Genomic DNA, 18,210 nt, shown 5'->3' with positions numbered 1-18,210 from the left:
CCGGTATTCCAAGTTGAAAGTTCAGATCTTTTTTTGCTTGTTTGATAGGGGATCATATCAAATTAAAGCATTGACAATCAATGTTTCTTTTTTGTTCAATCTTCAGTTTAAATAAGAGAACCAACCGGTCGGTAATCTCTGAGTACAAGTAAATCTTGACCATGGAAATTTTATCATATAGCATGGGCATAAATCGCCATGATGATTATATTTAAAGGACATGGATAATTTTGTGAGGATAAAATAATTTAATATGGATATGGCATCTTTTACTGGTATTGTTTCCGGCCTTTCGTTAATCATCAGTGCCATCTATATAGGCGGGGACCTTCACAATTTTGTAAATATCCAGGGATTGATGATTGTCTTTGGGGGAACCATTGCCACCACATTGATCACTTTTCAATTCAAGGATGTGATGGCTGCCTTTAAGGCTGCTTATTTTGTTTTTTCCAAAGACAAGGAAGATCCCAATGAAGCTGTTGAAACAATGATAAAGCTCAGTCATATCAGCAGGCGCCAGGGGCTTCTTGAACTTGGTAAAGTTAAAACCGACTCTCTTTTTTTAAAAAAGGCCTGTGGGCTTCTGGCAGACGGCTCCTCCGAGGAAGTGATCCGGGCGGCACTGACCACTGAAATTAAATCCCTTCAATTGCGGCATTTCATTGTTCAAGACGTGTTTAAAAAAATGGGGCTATATGCCCCGGCCTTTGGCATGCTGGGAACATTAATCGGTCTTGTACAAATGCTAAGCCGTCTCCAGGACCCCTCAAAAATAGGTCCGGCAATGGCTGTGGCTTTGCTGACGACGTTTTACGGTTCTTTATTGTCCACTTTGTTTTTCCTTCCCATTGCAGGAAAACTGCGATCAAGAACCGTGATTGAAATCATTAATCTTGAAATCAAACTGGAAGGCTCTATTTCAATTATTAAAAACAACAATCCGGTTATTATTTATGAAAAACTTTCCAGTTTTATCTCTTCAAGATTACGAAAACCCATAAAGAAAGCAAATTTAAAACAAAAGAATGAGACATGACACATATGACAGCATATTTCCTGCCGATGATGATGATGCAACATGGCTTGTGACCTATGCCGATCTTGTGACCATCCTTCTGGTCTTTTTTGTCCTGCTGTATACCCTTTCATTTTTTGAAAAGGAACAATACAGAAAGGCTGTTGAAACAATCAAAGTACAGGTGGAAGAAAATGAGAACCTGATCGGTTTGATGGAATTGATGGAAATACCGGAAACCGCTGATACACAAATCACTATTGAGGATATTACAGGTCTCCATTCAAGGGAAAAATCATTATTCAACAACATTACTAAATTTGTACAATCCAGCGAACAAAAACAAAACATTTCATCCAGAATTCTGGATGGTAAAATTATTGTGACCATTAAAGGAAAAGCATTGTTCAATTCTGGATCAGCCTCTTTGAACAATGCTTCTATTCTTATTTTTGATGAAATCGTTCAAATTCTTTATGATTATCCTGAATATAACATTAACATCAAGGGTCATACGGACAACATCCCAATTTCCACACCCATTTTTCCTTCTAACTGGGAACTGTCTGCTATTCGGGCCACCACTGTCTTACAATATCTTGTATTGCAAGGAATCCGCCCCCAGCGGCTGACTGCCACTGGATATGGAGACGTCATGCCTTTGGTGCCAAACACTTCTGAAGAGAACAGAGCGCAAAACAGGAGGGTCGAATTTGTTCTGGAAAAAAAAGAACCCAGAAGCTGACGTCATCATTCATGAGTCAGAAGACCAGAGACAATCCTATAGATACAATTTCAAACAGGGTCAAGGGTTTCAAATTACGTTCAAAGAAAAAAAAGTGTGGGTTCTTAATATAAGTGCAGGTGGAATAGCATTTAATAATAATGGTTTTAAGCTGTTTGACTTTGATTTTATTACCTTCACGCTTGATATCCCAAACTTTAAGGGTAATTCGACTTTCTATTCAGGATTGCGGGTATTAAGAATTGACAATAAAAAAATCTGTCACTGTATTTTTGAACACTGCTCACTGGAACAGCATGAACTGATCCACAAATACGTTCTTGAGATGCAAAAAAATGATCTTGCACATTGATATGGATGCATTTTTTGCAGCGGTTGAGCAAAGAGATAACCCGGCTCTTAAAAACAAACCTGTCATTGTGTCCGGCAAATCGAAAAGAAGCGTTGTGTCAACGGCCAGTTATGAAGCGCGAAAATTTGGTATCCGATCCGCCATGCCGGTATTCCAGGCTATGCAAAAATGTGATCACCTGATTATAATTCCGGCAAATATAAAAAAATATCAGGCTGATTCCAAAAAAATTATGGAAATTCTTTCTGGCTTTTCCCCTTTGGTGGAACCGGTTTCCATTGATGAAGCATATGTTGATATTACCGGTTGTGAAAGGCTGTTCGGCTCGCCACAGGAGATTGCTTGTGCCATAAAAAAAAGCATCTATACACAGCTGTTCTTGACCAGCTCCGTGGGAATTGCTCCCATTAAATTTTTGGCTAAAATAGCATCTGACATGAACAAACCCGATGGATTGACAATAATTACAAAAGACCAGGTAAAAGATTTTATTTGTACTCTGCCCATTCAAAAAGTTCAGGGGATTGGAAAAAGCACGATGAAACAGATGGACTATTTACAGATCAAAAACCTTGGGGACATAAAAAAATATGATCTTGACATATTGACCCGAAAATTCGGAAAAATGGGTCCCCGACTTTTAGCACTTGCAAACGGCATTGATCCGTCAAAGGTTGAAACAGATCGCACCAGAAAGTCTATCTCAAGCGAAATCACTCTTTCGAAAGATATTTTTGATTTTGAAGCTGTAAAACATGAGATATTGGACCGATGCCAGACTGTTGGCAAGGACTTAAGACAAAAGAAACTGGTATGTGAAAATGTATTTATTAAACTGAAATTTTCCGACTTTTCCCAGATCACCAGGAGCAGGAAGCTTGATACATTGATTTGTTCTTCATCAGCCATTTTTAAAGAAGCACTTGACCTGTATAAAAAAATCCGGTTAAAAAAGAAAATAAGACTTATCGGTGTTGGTGTTACAGGACTCAAAGACAAAGATACCCCGGTTCAGATGCTGTTGATAAAAACTCAGGACAGGCAAAAAATACAATGGGAATCGGTAGATAAGGCAGTAGATTCAATATCAAAAAAATTTGGCAATCATATTGTTAAAAAAGCATCTTTAAACCAATTATGCCAATCAAGCCACAGGAGAAAAAATCACATGAAAAATAAAATCCAGGTAAAGGTGAATATCAAAGGCAGAGTGCAAGGTGTTTATTACCGGGCTGAAACAAAAAACACCGCTGACCGGTTTGGCGTCAAAGGATATGTTAAAAACCTTTCCAATGGATCCGTAGAAGCCGTGTTTGAAGGAGATCAAAAAATAGTCACTCAGATGATCGAATGGTGCCATCAAGGGCCTTCAGCAGCAAATGTTGAACATGTCCAGGTTGAAAAGACAAATAACTTGTCGAAGTTTGAAAATTTTGACATTCGATATTAACAAATAAAAACAACACACATTTGACAAATCCGGCAATGTTTGAAATAAAACTACAATTTAAATCATAGCCGGAATATTAAGGGAACAACTTTTGACCGGGATAAGTGAAATTCTTGTTTTAGTACTGCTGATTACCTGCATCTTGATTCTGCCAAGACTGCTGAAGGGTGAACCTGCAAGAAAAGTGGCTTCTTCAAAAAAAATAACAAAGCTTGGGGCTAAAACACGGTTCTCAATTATCCTCACCATTATCTACCCTGTGGTTATGGCCCTTTATCTAAAACCATGGAATGACAATTTTATTGTCTATATTTCCTATGGAATTCTTCCTGTCTTTCTTTGCTGGTCAATTGTCTGGGTTTTATCCGGAAAGAAAAGATAAGTTTCATCCTTTTTTTAAAAAAAAGATTGAGGGTCTGTGCTATTTTAGTCCGGTGTAGAAACCTTGGCCCTATGACCTGATCATCCTCAGGGCCAGGATGTTTGCTTTTCATGCGCTTCCTCTGATTCAGGACTTGAATTTCCTTGCACAAACTGAATTGTAATGCTATTTTTGTCAACTTTGTTAAACGGGTCGTTTTTGAATTTAAAATGAGACTGGGATAAAAAATTTGACTGATTTATGGACTGATTTTTTTAAAAAAAAAAAGATTTGTTGGTTTTTTGTGTGCGCGGCTTTATGCTTTACCGGCTGCGGTGAACCGGAAAAAAAAGCAGCCCCGGAATTTTTAATCAAAACACCATCAATGACACTTACGATTGGAGATTTTTCAGAAGAACTTGATCTTAAAAGAGCAGCTTATCCATACAATATTAATAATAACCCTGCAGAATATAATGAGATGGTGATTCATCTTGTAAAAATGCTTTCTCAGGAGATTGTTCTTCTCAGTGCTGCTGCCGATAAAGAAGTGACTGTTACAGACCAGGAGGTTCAGTCTGCCGAAGCTGAATTTAAAAAAGATTATCCCGGTGACAGTTTTGAGCAGCTTTTGTTAAAAAATGCTGTATCTTATTTGTTTTGGAAAAAAAGATTTAAAAAAAATATGATTATGGATAAACTCATTGATCAGGATCTTAAACAAAAAATTAAAATTACATCCCAAGATATTGTGGAGTTTTATCAAAAGCATAATATTGTCGACATCCAGAACAGTGATGAAAATGCATTGGTTTCAAATCAGATTGAGGATGAAAAAGAACTGGTATCCCTTCTTCGCATGCAAAAGACCCAAGACCATTACGATGAATGGATACAAGCGCTTGAAAAAGACTATCCGGTTAAAATCGATGAGGACAAACTGAAAACTTTGTTAATTGATATTGAAAAAAGCGAGGAAAAGAAAAATGAAAAAGATAATCAATAGGTTTGTTTTTTCTTTGGCTATAATAAGTTTTAGTTTTTGTGGATCTGTATCAGCAGATGTTGTCGACAGGATTGTTGCCATTGTGAATAATGATATTGTCACCTTGGTACAGCTGAATAAAGAGTCTTTGCCATATATAAAAAATATTGAATCTTCCGGGTATTCGGATGAAAAGAAACAAGAGATGATGCAAGATGTCACTAAAAAGATTCTTGACAGGTTGGTTGACAGCTCATTAACCCAGCAGGAAGCCAAAAAATATCAAATCATGGTATCTGATGATGAGATTGATAATGCAGTGGAAAATTTAAAAAAAGAAAAAGCACTGACCCTGGAAGAATTAGAAAACGCTTTGGGTCAGGAGGGGTTAACTTTAACTGAATATCGTGAAACCATTAAAAAGCAGATATTGCAAGCCAGGTTAATAAACTATGCTGTAAAATCAAAGGTTGTGATAACTGAATCTGATATAAAGAAACGATATGAAATTGATGCGGACAAATATTCAGGCAAAAAAAAATATCATTTGAGAAATATCCTTATGGATAATGAGGATGAAATTAAAAAAATTAAAAAACAATTGGATGAAAATAAAGAATTTGTCCCCCTTGCAAAACAATACTCATTTGCACCTAATGCATCCGATGGCGGGGATCTTGGAATATTTGACATCCATAATTTTTCTGAAACGATCAAAGAGAGCATATCCAGGTTGACTAAAGGGGAGCATACAGATGTTATTTCAACCGCCCAGGGATTCCAAATTTTTTATATCCAAGACATTGTTTTGGAGGGTCGCAAAACATATGAACAAGCCCATGATGAGATTCGCGGAATCCTATACCGTGAACAGGTTGAGGAACAATTCAAGACCTGGCTCGAATCCTTAAAAAAAAAGGCTCACATAAAAATTATGCTTTGATCAAAAGTTTGTAGTGTTAAACGGGGAAGACCATGTACAATGAACAGATAAAAATTTTGACAGCCAGTTTAAAAAGACTGTTACGGCGTGGGGCAACCAAACAGTTGCTGAATATTTTAAAAAAAACCCACATGGCTGATCTTTCCACTGCCTTTAAAGAATTGTCTGCAGATAACCGGGAAAGGCTGTTCAGGCTGATGAATGATCCGGAACAGATAGGTCTTCTTTTCTCCATGCTGGATGAAAATATTTTTTTGGAATTTGTAAAAAATGTAGAACTCAGCAAGCTTGTGGATATATTTGATCACATGCCGTCTGATGATGCGGCATCCCTTTTGAACCTTCTGGATGAAGAGCTTTCCGATCAAATTCTTTCAAAAATGCAGAAAGAAGAATCAGACAATGTCGAGCAGTTGATGAGCTATGGTGAAGATACTGCCGGCAGCCTTATGGTTACCGATTTTATCGCATTGGAAGAGGATATGGGGGCAAAACAGGTGATTGAAGCATTACAGAACAAGTATCTGGATGTTGAAATGCCCTTTTATATCTATGTGGTGGATGAATATGGAAAACTTGTCGGGGTCAGTTCTTTACGACAATTGGTTGTTGTACACCCTCAACTGCCTTTAAAAGAATTCATGGCAAAAGATCTGGTTTCAGTAAAACCCTATACGGACAGGGAGGAAGTTGCCCGCCTGGTGTCACGGTATGATTATCTGGCGGTTCCTGTTGTGGATAATGATAATCGGATCGTTGGAATTGTAACGGTTGATGATGTTATTGATATCCTCCATGAAGCCGCAGACGAAGACATCTTGAAAATGGCCGGTGTGGGTGAGGAATATATTGAAACCCAGACTGTTTTCAGGGGAACACGAATTCGTCTGCCCTGGTTGTTTGCAAGTTTTTTGGGTGGAGTTGCCGCATTTTTCATTATCGGAGGATTTGAGGAAAATCTTGTAAAATTCACAAGTTTGGCCGCTTTTATTCCTGTTATTATGGGAATGGGTGGAAATATCGGTACTCAGAGTTCCACAATCGTGGTAAGGGGTATTGCCACCGGAAGAATCAACCTCCAGGATTTTTTCAAAGTTGTTTCAAAAGAACTGGCTGTTGGTGTGATTCTCGGAGTCATATACGGGGTTTTCATAGGGGTTATCGCCAAATTAACCTTTGCATCAGAGCCGTTTTCTTTGCCCCTGGCATTTTCCGTAGGGCTTGCCATAATATCTTCCATGTCAATTGCAGCACTTGTGGGCTCAATGGTTCCGCTTATTTTTGAGAGACTCAATATTGACCCTGCTGTTGCAACCGGACCCTTTGTCACAACTTCCATTGATATTGTCAGTGTGTATTGCTATTTCACGATAGCCGGTCATCTTCTGAATCTTTAGGGCTGTCATCTATGCCGGGTTTCAGTACAGATGCCATATTGCTCAGGAAAATTGAATATGGCGACCATGATTTCATCATCAGTTTCCTGACCCAATCCAAAGGAAAAATATCGGTTATTGCCAAAAATGCGAAAAAGAGTATTAGACGTTTTTCAGGCGCATTGGATCTTTTTTCAGTTAATCATATTCACTGCACCTTTCCTAAAAAAAAAAAAGATGCCCTGATCATATTGTCTCAGACTGATCTTGAGAATCCATTTGCAAATATCCGGTATGATGTATTTAAAACAGCCTATGCAAGTTTCTGGGTTGAATTGATTCAGTCATGGCTGGAGGAGGGCAAAGTTCAAAGAAATTTATATGACTTGCTGCTTTTTTCCCTTGATGCGTTAAATACCGGAAGCTTGTCAGGAGAAGTTGCAAGCCTTCTTTTCCAGATCAGATTTATGAGCATATCCGGGTTTTCTCCCAATATTGAGATTTGTGCTGTGTGTAAAACACCGGTTGATTGGATGGAACAAAAAAATGTTCGGTTTGATTTTCAGGAGGGTCGAATTATTTGTCAAAATTGTGTTAAAAAAAGATCAAAATATGGTATGACGGTTTCAAAAGGCACCTTAAAACAGCTTTTTTGGATAAACAACAATGATATTAACAGGGCTGACAGAATAAAGTTTTCAAGCTTTGCCATAAAAGAGGGTGAAATGCTTTTGGAAGCCTTTATTTCCTTTCATATTGGAAGGGAATTTAAAAGTTTACAATTTCTCAGGCGGTTAAGACAGGACAATGAATTTTAAAAAAATACTTGAGCATCAAAAAATACATGCATCTGTACCCTGCAGGGTGGATTTGGGTGGTACGCTGGATATCAGTACCTTTTATCTGCCAATGATTCACAGATTGCCGTCAACCTTTAATATAGCTCTTGATCTCAGAACCGCTGTTTGTCTTTCCCCATGGCAAAAAGGATATGTCAAGGTCTCATCCAGGGGGTTTGAAGCTGCGGTTTTTAAAAAAGATGAAGCACCTTTCAATCATCCTATGGGGCTTATGTTTGCCGTGGCAAAGTATTTTGACGCCCATGGGGTTCATATCCATATTGAATCGGCTTCACCTCCCAAAAGTGCCCTGGGAGGATCATCTGCTGCTGCAGTGGCAATTATAGCTGCATTTTTTAAAGCACTTGCCAACCCCATTGACCCAAAACAGATCGCCTGGCTTGCCCATTATACGGAAGCCAGTGTGGCCGGGGTTCCATGTGGAATGCAGGACCAGCTTGCAGCGGCCTTTGGAGGGGTAAATCAATGGATCTGGAAAATGGGAAAGGGTTCACCTGAATTTGAACAAAATCCTGTCCTTGAAACCAACCAAGATATTGAACAATTTAATTTGAATATACTCATTGCTTATTGCGGAATTCCCCATGTGTCAAAAGATATTAATCAACAATGGGTTAAATCTTTTGTTCGCGGTGAAACAAGATTGATTTTTGAAAAAATTGCAGATTTGACAAAAAATTTTTCAAAGGCTGTAAAGAACAAAAATTTCAAGGCAGCAGCCGAGTTTATGAATCAAGAGACAAAACTAAGACTTGAAATGACACCTGATGTGCTTGACAATACCGGGAAAAAATTGTTTGAAAAAGCTGTAAATTGTGACTGTGGTGCAAGGTTTACTGGTGCTGGCGGCGGCGGGTGCCTTTGGGCTGTCGGCGAAGCTTGGGATATAAAAAATTTAAGATCTGTCTGGCAGAAAATCCTTGAACCGGTTGAGGCTGCAAAAATTCTTGACACAAAAATTGAAACCAAAGGTATTATCATACATAAACCATAAATTTTTATAAAAAAAGTGGAGTAAAATGAATTTTCAAGATGTAATTTTAAACCTGAATAATTTCTGGGCTCAGCGGGGTTGTGTTCTCATACAATCCTATGACATGGAAGTGGGAGCGGGAACCTTTCATCCCACAACTTTGTTAAAGGCTCTGGGACCGGAACCCTGGAAAGTGGCCTATGTACAGCCGTCAAGACGTCCTACAGACGGGCGCTATGGAGAGAACCCGAACCGGCTTCAGCATTATTACCAATACCAGGTTATATTAAAACCTTCTCCTCCTGATGTTCAGCAATTATACCTGGAATCCATGAAAGTTCTGGGTGTTGATCCTCTTGAACATGATATCCGTTTTGTTGAAGATGACTGGGAATCACCTACTCTTGGAGCTTCAGGCCTTGGATGGGAAGTCTGGCTGGATGGCATGGAAGTCACCCAGTTTACCTATTTTCAGATGACAGGAAGCGTGGAAGTCAAACCCGTGTCTGTTGAACTGACCTATGGCCTTGAGCGAATCTGCATGTACCTGCAGGGTGTGGACAATGTATTTGATCTCAAATGGAACAATGACATCACCTACAGGGATGTATATCACCGGCAGGAAGTCGAACAATCCACCTATAACTTTGAAATTGCGGATGTGGATCTTTTGTTTGATCTGTTTAAAAAATATGAGGCCGAAGCTCATAAGATCATCAAACATGGACTGGTTGTGCCTGCCTATGAATATTGCCTGAAATGTTCCCATACTTTTAATCTCCTGGATGCACGGGGGGCCATAAGTGTGACGGAAAGAACCGGGTACATTAAACGGATCAGGGATATTGCACGGGCTTGCTCCAAAGCATATATCATACAAAGAGAAGAAATGGGACATCCGCTATTGAACAGGGGAGGGGAAAATTAAAATGAATACACTTTTAATTGAAATTGGCAGTGAAGAGATCCCGGCCGGTTATATTATCCCTGCATTGGATGCCTTTAAGGAAAACATCCTTTCAGCTTTGGATAAATCAAGAATTGATCATGGTATTGCCCATACCCTGGGAACCCCAAGGCGTCTTGCATTAATAATTGAAGATCTGGCAGATATGCAGACTGCACGCACATCAACCATTACAGGTCCCCCCGAAAGAGTCGGGTTTGATGAAAACGGCAATCCAACTCTTGCTGCTGAAAAATTTGCATCCAAAGCCAGGGTGGCAGTGGATCAAATCAAAGTGGAAGAAACCCCAAAAGGAAGATACCTGACCGCAGTTATAGAAGAAAAATGCGAATCTTCGGTCTCTATCCTGGAATCTATACTTGAACATGAAATTTTATCCATTCCTTTTCCAAAACGCATGAAATGGGGAGACCTTTCCATCAGTTTTGCCCGGCCCATAATTTCACTGGTCGGACTTTTGGGGGATAAGATTCTTGATTTTAAAGTGGGAAATATAAAATCCTCTCCTCGAATCTTCGGGCATCCATTCATGTGTCCGGGTAAACATAAAATTGAATCAGCAGATGATTATATAGCAGTTGCTGAAAAAGCAGGTGTGGTTCCTGATATTGAGAAGAGAAAAGAGCTGCTGACAAATGCCATTGAAGCCTGTGCAAAAGAGCATCACTCCCACATCCTTGAGGATGATGACTTGATTGATATTGTTACAAACCTTGTGGAATATCCATTCCCTGTTGTTGGTGGCTTTGATGAACAATTTCTTGAAGTACCTGATGAGGTATTGATTACTGCCATGAGAGAACACCAGAAATATTTTGCTCTTGTGGATGGAAAAGGCAATTTGAAACCTTTGTTTATTGCGGTTAACAATACTAAAGCAAACGATATGCAGCTTGTGGCAAGAGGTCATGAAAAAGTATTGCGGGCAAGGCTGTCCGATGCAAAATTTTTCTATGAAGTGGATTGCAAGTCTTCATTGGATGAATTTGCCCAAAAGCTTAAAAACGTAACCTTTCAGGAAAAACTGGGAACAGTGTATGAAAAAACGCTGCGGATCGGAACTCTGGTTGAATATCTTGCCATGGTTTCATCTTATGAGGATAAAGAGACGCTCAAGCAGAATGTCGCAAGGGCGGCACAGATCTGCAAGGCAGACCTTGTCAGTCAGGTGGTGATTGAATTTACAAAACTCCAGGGAATTATCGGCAGGGCTTATGCACAAAAAGCCGGTGAACAACAAGATGTTGCCCTTGCCATTGAGCAGCACTACAGACCGGTCTATTCCGGCGGAAAACTGCCTGAAAACCCGACAGCCTGTCTTTTGGCAATTTCAGATAAACTCGATACCATTTGCGGGTGTTTTTCAGTGGGCCTGATCCCCACCGGCGGAGCTGACCCTTATGCATTGAGGCGCCAGGGAATTGGTATCATCCAGATTATGCTGGAAGAAAATCTGGACGTCTCTTTGACAGCCATGATTGATAAAGGGCTGGAAGCGTATATGGATGATGCCGCTAAAAGAGAAGAGACTGCTTTGAAAATCAAAGATTTTTTCAAAAACAGAATGATCAATATTTTAACTGATATGGGCTTTTCAAAAGAAGCTGTGAATTCTGCACTCTGGGCATCTTTTGACAATATACCTGATGTTGTTTTAAGGGTCAGGGCACTGGATTCTTTGAGAAAAGAGCCGGACTTTGAACCTCTTTCCATTACCTTTAAAAGGGTTGGAAATATTCTTAAAAAAACTGCAGGAACAGAGGATTTGTCCGTGGATCAGAATCTTTTTGAAGATCCTTCGGAAAGTGCGTTGTTCAGTGCCACAAATGAAGTGCGTCAGCTTGTCAATGATTTGATTCAAGAGGGAAATTATGATACAGCACTCTCGCATATTGCCACTTTGAGACCCAAGGTGGATTCTTTTTTTGATGATGTAATGGTCATGGCAGAAGATACAAAATTAAGACAGAACAGGATAGCATTATTGTCATCAGTGTCCGGCTTGTTTGAAAATATTGCGGATTTTTCCATGATTTAATATTAACAGCAGTGATTTAATATTAACTGCAACGATTTAATATCTTAAAGCAGTGATTTGAAACTTGAAAGCAGTGGAGGAAAGAGTTATGGCAGGATATGATCCTGAAAAGGATAAAAAATTAAAAGAGTGGAAAAATGAAGAAACAGGACTTCTCATTTCGATCCATCAGTATGGAGAAGGAGAACCAAAAGTCCAGCTGGGCCCCAGAATTCTGAAAAAAAAAGACGGATCTGACAGGGCACCTTCAAAGGCGGGTCGGCTTTCCATTGAAGACATTATGTGGGTGTATGATATTATTGATGAGGTAAAGGATGAATTATCCGACCTGGTCGGACCTGAATAATGAATCCATAGTTCCGCCTCTGGGGTCATACAGATCTCATGATATAGGTTCTGTAGCGGTGATGATCAGTTGTGAGCCGGATCTTCGTTTCATTAAATCAAATGTTGCAATTGCAAAGGCGGTTCCTTTTTTTACAAGTACCCTTATGACCCTTAACGGATCTCATAAGGGTGCTTGCATTACCGGGCCTTTTATTGGTGCGCCTTATGCTGCAATGCTGCTGGAATCCTTAATTGCCAAAGGTGCGGATAAGATTGTTGTCGTTGGATGGTGCGGGGCTGTGACAGATCAGTTTGACGTGGGAGATATCATCCTGCCTTCTATGGCCATTGTGGATGAGGGAACCTCTGCCAATTACAAGGTTCTGGATAAAAATATGCCTCATTCAATTCCTGATGTGGCTTTGACTGATCAATTGGCAGATCAACTGACTGCTGAAGGGATTGATTTTAAAAGGGCAACCATATGGACCACGGATGCCATTTACAGGGAAACGCACAACAAAGTGGCGTATTTCAGACAACTGGGGGCAAGGGCTGTTGAAATGGAATGTTCCGCCCTGTTTTCTGTTGCAGAGTATCGAAAGGTCGGCATTGCCGGACTCCTTGTTGTGTCAGACAGTGTTGCGTCAAAAGACTGGGACCCAGGATTCAGGAAAAAACAATTTAAACGGGCAAGGCAGAACGCCTGTAAATCCGTTATGACCTTTGCAAAGGCCTTGTGTGAAAATGAATGAAACCATAAAAAAAGAAGCCCGACAACTGCAAAAACAATTAACCGATCACAGCCATCGGTATCATGTCCTGAATAATCCGATTATTTCAGATTTTGAATATGATATGATGCTCAAACGGCTCATTGAAATTGAAGATGAATTTCCTGAGTTGTCTGTTCCGGATTCACCGACCAAAAGGATAGGGGCGCCGCCTCTGGCTTCATTTGAACAGGCCCCCCATTCCATTCCCATGTTGAGTCTGGACAATGCATTCAATAATCAGGATGTTGCGGAGTTTCACAACAGAATTGTCAAAAATCTAAACAGGGAAGACATTTTCTACATTGCCGAGCCCAAGTTGGATGGCGTTGCCGTGGAATTGACATATGAAAACGGGATACTGGTTCAGGCCACTACCAGGGGCGATGGTATCATTGGTGAAGTTATCACACAAAACGTCAGGACCATCAGGTCTGTTCCGTTAAAATTGCATGGGGAAAACAGCGAACTGCCCTCCCTGCTTGAAGTCAGGGGTGAGGTGATCATCAGAAAGTCTGATTTTGAGCGATTAAATAAACTTCGTCTGGAAAATCAAGAACAGGTTTTTGCCAACCCGAGAAATGCAGCAGCAGGGGCTTTGCGGCAATTGGATTCAAAAATAACCGCCCAAAGGCCTCTGGATATTTTCGTGTACGGAACAGGCCTTGTGCAGGGGCTGTCGTTTCAACGCCAGTCTCAAATGCTGGAGGTACTCAAAGGCTTTGGGTTTCCGGTCAACCCCCATATTAAAACCGGGATCACCCTGGACGGGGTGTTAAAATTTTATAAAAAACTGGAAGAGTTGAGAGACGGTCTTGCCTATGAAATTGACGGTATGGTGATCAAGGTGGATGATATCTTATCACAACGGCAATTGGGCGAAAAAATTAAAAGCCCGAGATGGGCCATTGCCTATAAATTTCCTGCCATGCAAAAAACCACTACCATAAAGGACATTATTGTTCAGGTAGGCAGAACCGGGACTCTGACTCCTGTCGCAATATTGGAAAGTGTCAATATAGGCGGAGCAATGGTCTCAAGGGCAACCTTGCACAATGAAGATGAAATAAAAAGAAAAGATATCAGGATTGGAGATAAAGCTCTTGTGATGAGGGCAGGGGACGTAATTCCCAAGGTGGTAAAAATTATTGAATCTGAAAGAACAGGAAATGAAGTTCCCTTTGAAATGCCGGATCACTGTCCGGTCTGCCACAGTAAAATTGAAAAATTTAAACTGGATAAATCCTGTATTAACAAGTGCGTCAATGCATCCTGCCAGGCCCAGTTAAAAGAGAGGATCAAACATTTTGTTTCCAAAAAGGCCTTTGATATCGAAGGTTTTGGAAAAAAAAGTGTTGACCAATTGGTGGATCAAGATATGATCAGATCTTTTGCAGATGTTTTTTTGCTTAAAGCGGATAAACTTGCGGATCTTGACCGTATGGCTGAAAAATCGGCAACCAATCTGGTTGTATCAATAGAAAAATCAAAAATGATCTCTTTAAGGCGGTTTGTTTATGCCCTGGGAATTGATCATACAGGAGAAAATGCAGCAAAACTGATTTCAGAACAATTTTCCACCCTTGATGATATCATGGCAGCGTCTGAAAGAGACTTGGAACGCATACACGGAATCGGTCCTGAAACAGCTCTTGCCGTGCATAAATTTTTTTCAAACCTTGAAAACAGGGCTATTCTCGAACAGATTTTACGTTTAGGTGTCATGATCACCAATGATCAATCCTCACAGTCGGGATTAAAGGATAACCCGTTTAACAATAAACGAATTGTACTGACCGGCACATTACAGACCATGACACGCAGTGAAGCCAAAAAACAGCTTGAAAAACTGGGCGCAGGCGTTATATCAAGTATCAGTTCAAAAACCGATTTTTTAATTGCAGGTGAAAAAGCAGGCAGCAAGCTTGAAAAAGCTCAAAAATTGGGCGTTGCAATACTGGATGAGAACGGTTTTGTTGCCTTGCTCAAAGACTGCTTATAAATGCAGGGGCAGTCTTTTATCATCAATTTCAATGGTTGTTTTTGTATATGTCAGCTTATTGATGATTTTTCCGTCCTGAAAATGAATCACATCAACCCCTTTCCTTATTTCCTGCTTGTCTTCAAACCCAGGTTCGGTTGAGGGCCATTCAAGAACCCATCGATAGAGAACTTTCTGGTGCTGTTCGTCAATGAATGTTTCCTGTTCAAGAAACCTGAAGTTACCATGGTTGATAAACCATGGTTCCCAGGCTTTCCTGAGTGCTTTGACGCCTTTTATACAGGCACCTGTCCAGTTTTCAAAAAAAATGTCATCATGAAAAAATGTCATGACCATATCAAGGTCATGTCTTGCCCAGGCATGGTTCCATCCTCGTAACAGCTGTTTGATTTCATTGCGTGTCAGTTTCATTTTTTCACCTATAACCCCGTTGGTTAAGTCTGTGGCATACTTTATTAATCGGTGGAGTCTTTGATCCATTAACAGTCAATATGCCGTATGCTTCATTTGTTATGCTGTGAAGCCACCTTGCCCACTCTTACTGTCTGAAATACTGGGTTTTTTGTCAAGATATTATATGAAAACCTTTGTAAATCCAGTATTTGCTTTCAATTTTTATTGTGGTCAAACCAAGGAGAAATACCAGGTATGCCTGTGTCAGTTTTTAAAAAGATTTGGGGTTGCCAAAGCGGTATAAAAGATTTTAATCAAACAATGTTAATCAAATAACGCAGTAACAAAGCGACTTGCATCAAATTCCTGAAGATCTTCTATCTTCTCTCCCACACCAATATAGGTTATCGGCAGTTTCATGGTGCTTGAAATAGCCGCGACAATACCGCCTTTGGCAGTGCCGTCAAGTTTTGTCAGGGCAATCTGGGTGAGTTCAACAGCCTGGTTGAACAAGGTTGCCTGGGAAATGGCATTTTGACCGGTGGTCGCATCAAGAACCATTAATACCTCATGGGGAGCCCCCGGCATTTTTTTATTAACGGAGCGCTTTATCTTTTTAAGTTCTTCCATCAGGTTCTTTTGTGTATGAAGTCTGCCGGCCGTATCAATCAAGACAATATCAATATCCCTGGCAATGGATGCTTCAACCGCATCATAGGCAACGGCTGCCGGATCAGCTCCTGCCTTATGTCTGACAATGGAGGAATTGGACCGGTCTGCCCAGATTTCCACTTGTTCGATTGCAGCGGCCCTGAAGGTGTCTGCTGCTGCAATGAGGACTTTTTTTCCCTGGGATGTGAACTTCATTGCAAGCTTTCCCAAGGTCGTTGTTTTGCCGGTTCCATTAACGCCTACAACCATTATGACATGGGGTTTTGTGACTGGTTTTTCTTTTGCTGTATCTGACGTGCCTGTTGAAGTATCTGTTGACGTATTTGGGAACAGGTCAATCAATTCTTCTTTTAAAACCTGTTTGAGTTCTTCAGCAGAGGAAAGTTTTTTGGACTTTTTCTTTATTCTTTCCATCATTTCCATGGTAATATCAATCCCAAGATCAGATGTGATCAACAGCTCTTCTAATTCTTCAAACAGCACTTCATCAATGGCCTTGCCAGGACCAAATAATTCATTTATGTCAGTGGTCAGAACCTTCCTTGTCTTTGCCAGTCCGGTTTTCAGTTTTGAAAAAAAACCTTTTCCCTCTTTTTTATTCTCCACCAATTTTGTTGCTCCTTAAATTTGATTTTGTTTGTATGCTCTTTACCATTTTTATTGAATCAGAATCAAGGATTGTCCCTGAGAAAACTTAAAGCAAATATTGACTCAAATCCAAATTTATCATAGGTATCCCTATCTATTTTAACCGTTCAACTTTTGGAGTTGATACATTTAGGTTGGCTTAGGCCAAAAGTTGAGTTACAGAAAAGAAAATTTTTTATGATGCAGACAATTAAAAAACAATGGTTTTTACTCAGTCTGGTTCTTGTTTTTGTTGCCGTTATTTTTGATCAATCAGACAGCCTGGTAAAAATAGGGATATTTTTAAAGGACAATAACTGCCCTGAAGGCATGATATTTTTAATTTTTATCATTTCAGGTCTTTTGATAGAAAGTGATCAGATAAAAGCTGGCATTAAAGATATCAAATCTACTGTTTTGGCTTTGACAGTCATAATCCTTGTTGCTCCCATGGCTGCCGGGTTGCTTTGCCTTTTCCCCATTGATACCGGTGTGGCCGTCGGGCTTTTCATTGTAGCGGTAATGCCCACAACCTTGTCTTCCGGGATTGTAATGACAGGTGCTGCAGGAGGCAACATGGCCCACGCCCTTTTTGTTACGATTCTATCTAATTTTATCGGTATTTTTTCCATTCCCATTATCCTGTCCATTCTTTTGTCATTTCTTCACCAGGAAAAGGAACTTGTGATTGATCAGGGAGCCATCATAACCAAATTGATACTGCTGGTTCTTTTTCCCCTGATGATAGGTATAGTGTTAAGGTCCAAGGTGTTTAATCCGGAAACATTGGATAAATTCAAGCTGCAGGTCATCAACCAGTGGATGATTATCGGTATTGTTTTTATTTCCCTTGCAGGGGCAAAGCATGTGCTTTTAGGCAAAGGTCCGGCTTTTTTTTCTATATTGATTGTGGTAAGTGTTTTTCACTTGATGCTTTTGGGAGTATCTTTTTTGCTTGTAAAGATTTTCCGGGTTGAAAAAGGCCGTTGTGAAAGTATTATTTTTATGGGATCTCAAAAGACCTTAGCCTTATCGGTAATGATTCAGGTGACCTATTTTAATGAATTTGGAATTGCCTTGCTGGTGTGTGTCAGTCATCATATTGTTCATTTGATGATTGATGGGTATTTGAGTGTGAAGATGAACCGTCGTCTTATGGTAAAAAATCATTAATGAGACTTTACTTTCCATCAGTCTGTGGTTAAAACTACAGTAATTATATTAATTTTTTTATAAGAAAGTCTTCAAAAATTTATACAGAGATTTTTATTATTTATTGTGGGCAAAACCGGATGAAAGACTATGCTTGCCCGTGGCAGTTATTAATTTCTAAAAGGATATAATACCG

The 18,210-nt window shown here is 39.9% G+C and carries 18 protein-coding genes; 16 read left to right on the top strand and 2 right to left on the bottom strand.

The genetic code is table 11. The annotated features are described in order from the left end of the window. The first annotated feature begins 253 nt into the window (after nt 1-253). The 15 genes from TOL2_RS11995 to ligA all read left to right on the top strand — a co-directional run bounded on the left by TOL2_RS11995 (nt 254) and on the right by ligA (nt 15,170). Nucleotides 254-1,039, top strand: coding sequence for a motility protein A (locus tag TOL2_RS11995; protein ID WP_014957705.1), 786 nt, complete (start codon nt 254-256; stop codon nt 1,037-1,039). Further along, nucleotides 1,029-1,763, top strand: a complete 735-nt coding sequence (locus TOL2_RS11990; RefSeq protein ID WP_014957704.1) for an OmpA/MotB family protein — start codon at nt 1,029-1,031, stop codon at nt 1,761-1,763. The genes TOL2_RS11995 and TOL2_RS11990 overlap by 11 nt, the downstream gene beginning before the upstream one ends. Further along, nucleotides 1,732-2,115 (top strand): PilZ domain-containing protein, encoded by a 384-nt coding sequence (locus tag TOL2_RS11985; RefSeq protein ID WP_041279463.1) that lies wholly within the window; start codon nt 1,732-1,734, stop codon nt 2,113-2,115. The genes TOL2_RS11990 and TOL2_RS11985 overlap by 32 nt, the downstream gene beginning before the upstream one ends. Further along, entirely contained in the window at nt 2,099-3,565 is a 1,467-nt protein-coding gene (gene dinB, locus TOL2_RS11980) for a DNA polymerase IV (protein WP_014957702.1), read from the top strand. The genes TOL2_RS11985 and dinB overlap by 17 nt, the downstream gene beginning before the upstream one ends. A 91-nt stretch (nt 3,566-3,656) precedes the next feature. Beyond that, complete coding sequence (locus tag TOL2_RS11975) at nt 3,657-3,947, top strand: hypothetical protein (RefSeq protein ID WP_014957701.1); 291 nt, start codon at nt 3,657-3,659, stop codon at nt 3,945-3,947. 229 nt (nt 3,948-4,176) lie between these two features. Beyond that, complete coding sequence (locus TOL2_RS11970) at nt 4,177-4,932, top strand: hypothetical protein (RefSeq protein ID WP_014957700.1); 756 nt, start codon at nt 4,177-4,179, stop codon at nt 4,930-4,932. Further along, entirely contained in the window at nt 4,913-5,854 is a 942-nt protein-coding gene (locus TOL2_RS11965) for a SurA N-terminal domain-containing protein (protein WP_014957699.1), read from the top strand. The genes TOL2_RS11970 and TOL2_RS11965 overlap by 20 nt, the downstream gene beginning before the upstream one ends. A 32-nt stretch (nt 5,855-5,886) precedes the next feature. Further along, nucleotides 5,887-7,251, top strand: a complete 1,365-nt coding sequence (gene mgtE, locus TOL2_RS11960) for a magnesium transporter (RefSeq protein ID WP_014957698.1) — start codon at nt 5,887-5,889, stop codon at nt 7,249-7,251. Between the two features lie 11 nt (nt 7,252-7,262). Next, nucleotides 7,263-8,048, top strand: a complete 786-nt coding sequence (gene recO, locus TOL2_RS11955) for a DNA repair protein RecO (protein ID WP_014957697.1) — start codon at nt 7,263-7,265, stop codon at nt 8,046-8,048. Next, a complete protein-coding gene (locus TOL2_RS11950) occupies nt 8,038-9,084 on the top strand; it encodes a GHMP family kinase ATP-binding protein (RefSeq protein ID WP_014957696.1) in 1,047 nt (348 codons plus the stop codon). Before recO ends, TOL2_RS11950 begins: the two co-directional genes overlap by 11 nt. A 25-nt stretch (nt 9,085-9,109) precedes the next feature. Then, a complete protein-coding gene (gene glyQ / locus TOL2_RS11945) occupies nt 9,110-9,991 on the top strand; it encodes a glycine--tRNA ligase subunit alpha (RefSeq protein ID WP_014957695.1) in 882 nt (293 codons plus the stop codon). Nucleotide 9,992: 1 nt separating this feature from the next. After that, the gene (gene glyS / locus TOL2_RS11940) at nt 9,993-12,068 is read left to right on the top strand and encodes a glycine--tRNA ligase subunit beta (RefSeq protein WP_014957694.1); all 2,076 of its coding nucleotides are present in this window, start codon (nt 9,993-9,995) and stop codon (nt 12,066-12,068) included. Nucleotides 12,069-12,156: 88 nt separating this feature from the next. Beyond that, nucleotides 12,157-12,414 carry a hypothetical protein gene (locus TOL2_RS11935; protein WP_014957693.1) on the top strand — a complete coding sequence of 86 codons (258 nt, stop codon included), beginning with the start codon at nt 12,157-12,159 and terminating at the stop codon, nt 12,412-12,414. After that, nucleotides 12,383-13,150, top strand: a complete 768-nt coding sequence (locus TOL2_RS11930; RefSeq protein WP_014957692.1) for a nucleoside phosphorylase — start codon at nt 12,383-12,385, stop codon at nt 13,148-13,150. The genes TOL2_RS11935 and TOL2_RS11930 overlap by 32 nt, the downstream gene beginning before the upstream one ends. Beyond that, nucleotides 13,143-15,170 (top strand): NAD-dependent DNA ligase LigA, encoded by a 2,028-nt coding sequence (gene ligA, locus TOL2_RS11925; RefSeq protein ID WP_014957691.1) that lies wholly within the window; start codon nt 13,143-13,145, stop codon nt 15,168-15,170. The genes TOL2_RS11930 and ligA overlap by 8 nt, the downstream gene beginning before the upstream one ends. On the opposite strand, the gene TOL2_RS11920 is transcribed toward ligA, so the two are convergent. After that, complete coding sequence (locus TOL2_RS11920) at nt 15,165-15,581, bottom strand: YybH family protein (RefSeq protein WP_014957690.1); 417 nt, start codon at nt 15,579-15,581, stop codon at nt 15,165-15,167. The genes ligA and TOL2_RS11920 overlap by 6 nt on opposite strands. A 306-nt stretch (nt 15,582-15,887) precedes the next feature. Further along, complete coding sequence (ftsY, locus tag TOL2_RS11915) at nt 15,888-16,844, bottom strand: signal recognition particle-docking protein FtsY (RefSeq protein WP_014957689.1); 957 nt, start codon at nt 16,842-16,844, stop codon at nt 15,888-15,890. Between the two features lie 216 nt (nt 16,845-17,060). Here ftsY and TOL2_RS11910 point away from each other — a divergent pair, with 216 nt between their 5' ends. Beyond that, nucleotides 17,061-18,035 carry a bile acid:sodium symporter gene (locus TOL2_RS11910; RefSeq protein WP_148278105.1) on the top strand — a complete coding sequence of 325 codons (975 nt, stop codon included), beginning with the start codon at nt 17,061-17,063 and terminating at the stop codon, nt 18,033-18,035. Nucleotides 18,036-18,210 lie beyond the last annotated feature (175 nt).

The sequence above is a fragment of the Desulfobacula toluolica Tol2 genome (assembly GCF_000307105.1).
GTDB classification, from domain to species: domain Bacteria; phylum Desulfobacterota; class Desulfobacteria; order Desulfobacterales; family Desulfobacteraceae; genus Desulfobacula; species Desulfobacula toluolica.
The sequence above is the reverse complement of the archived record's forward strand: the minus strand, read 5'-3'. Positions and strand labels throughout refer to the sequence as shown.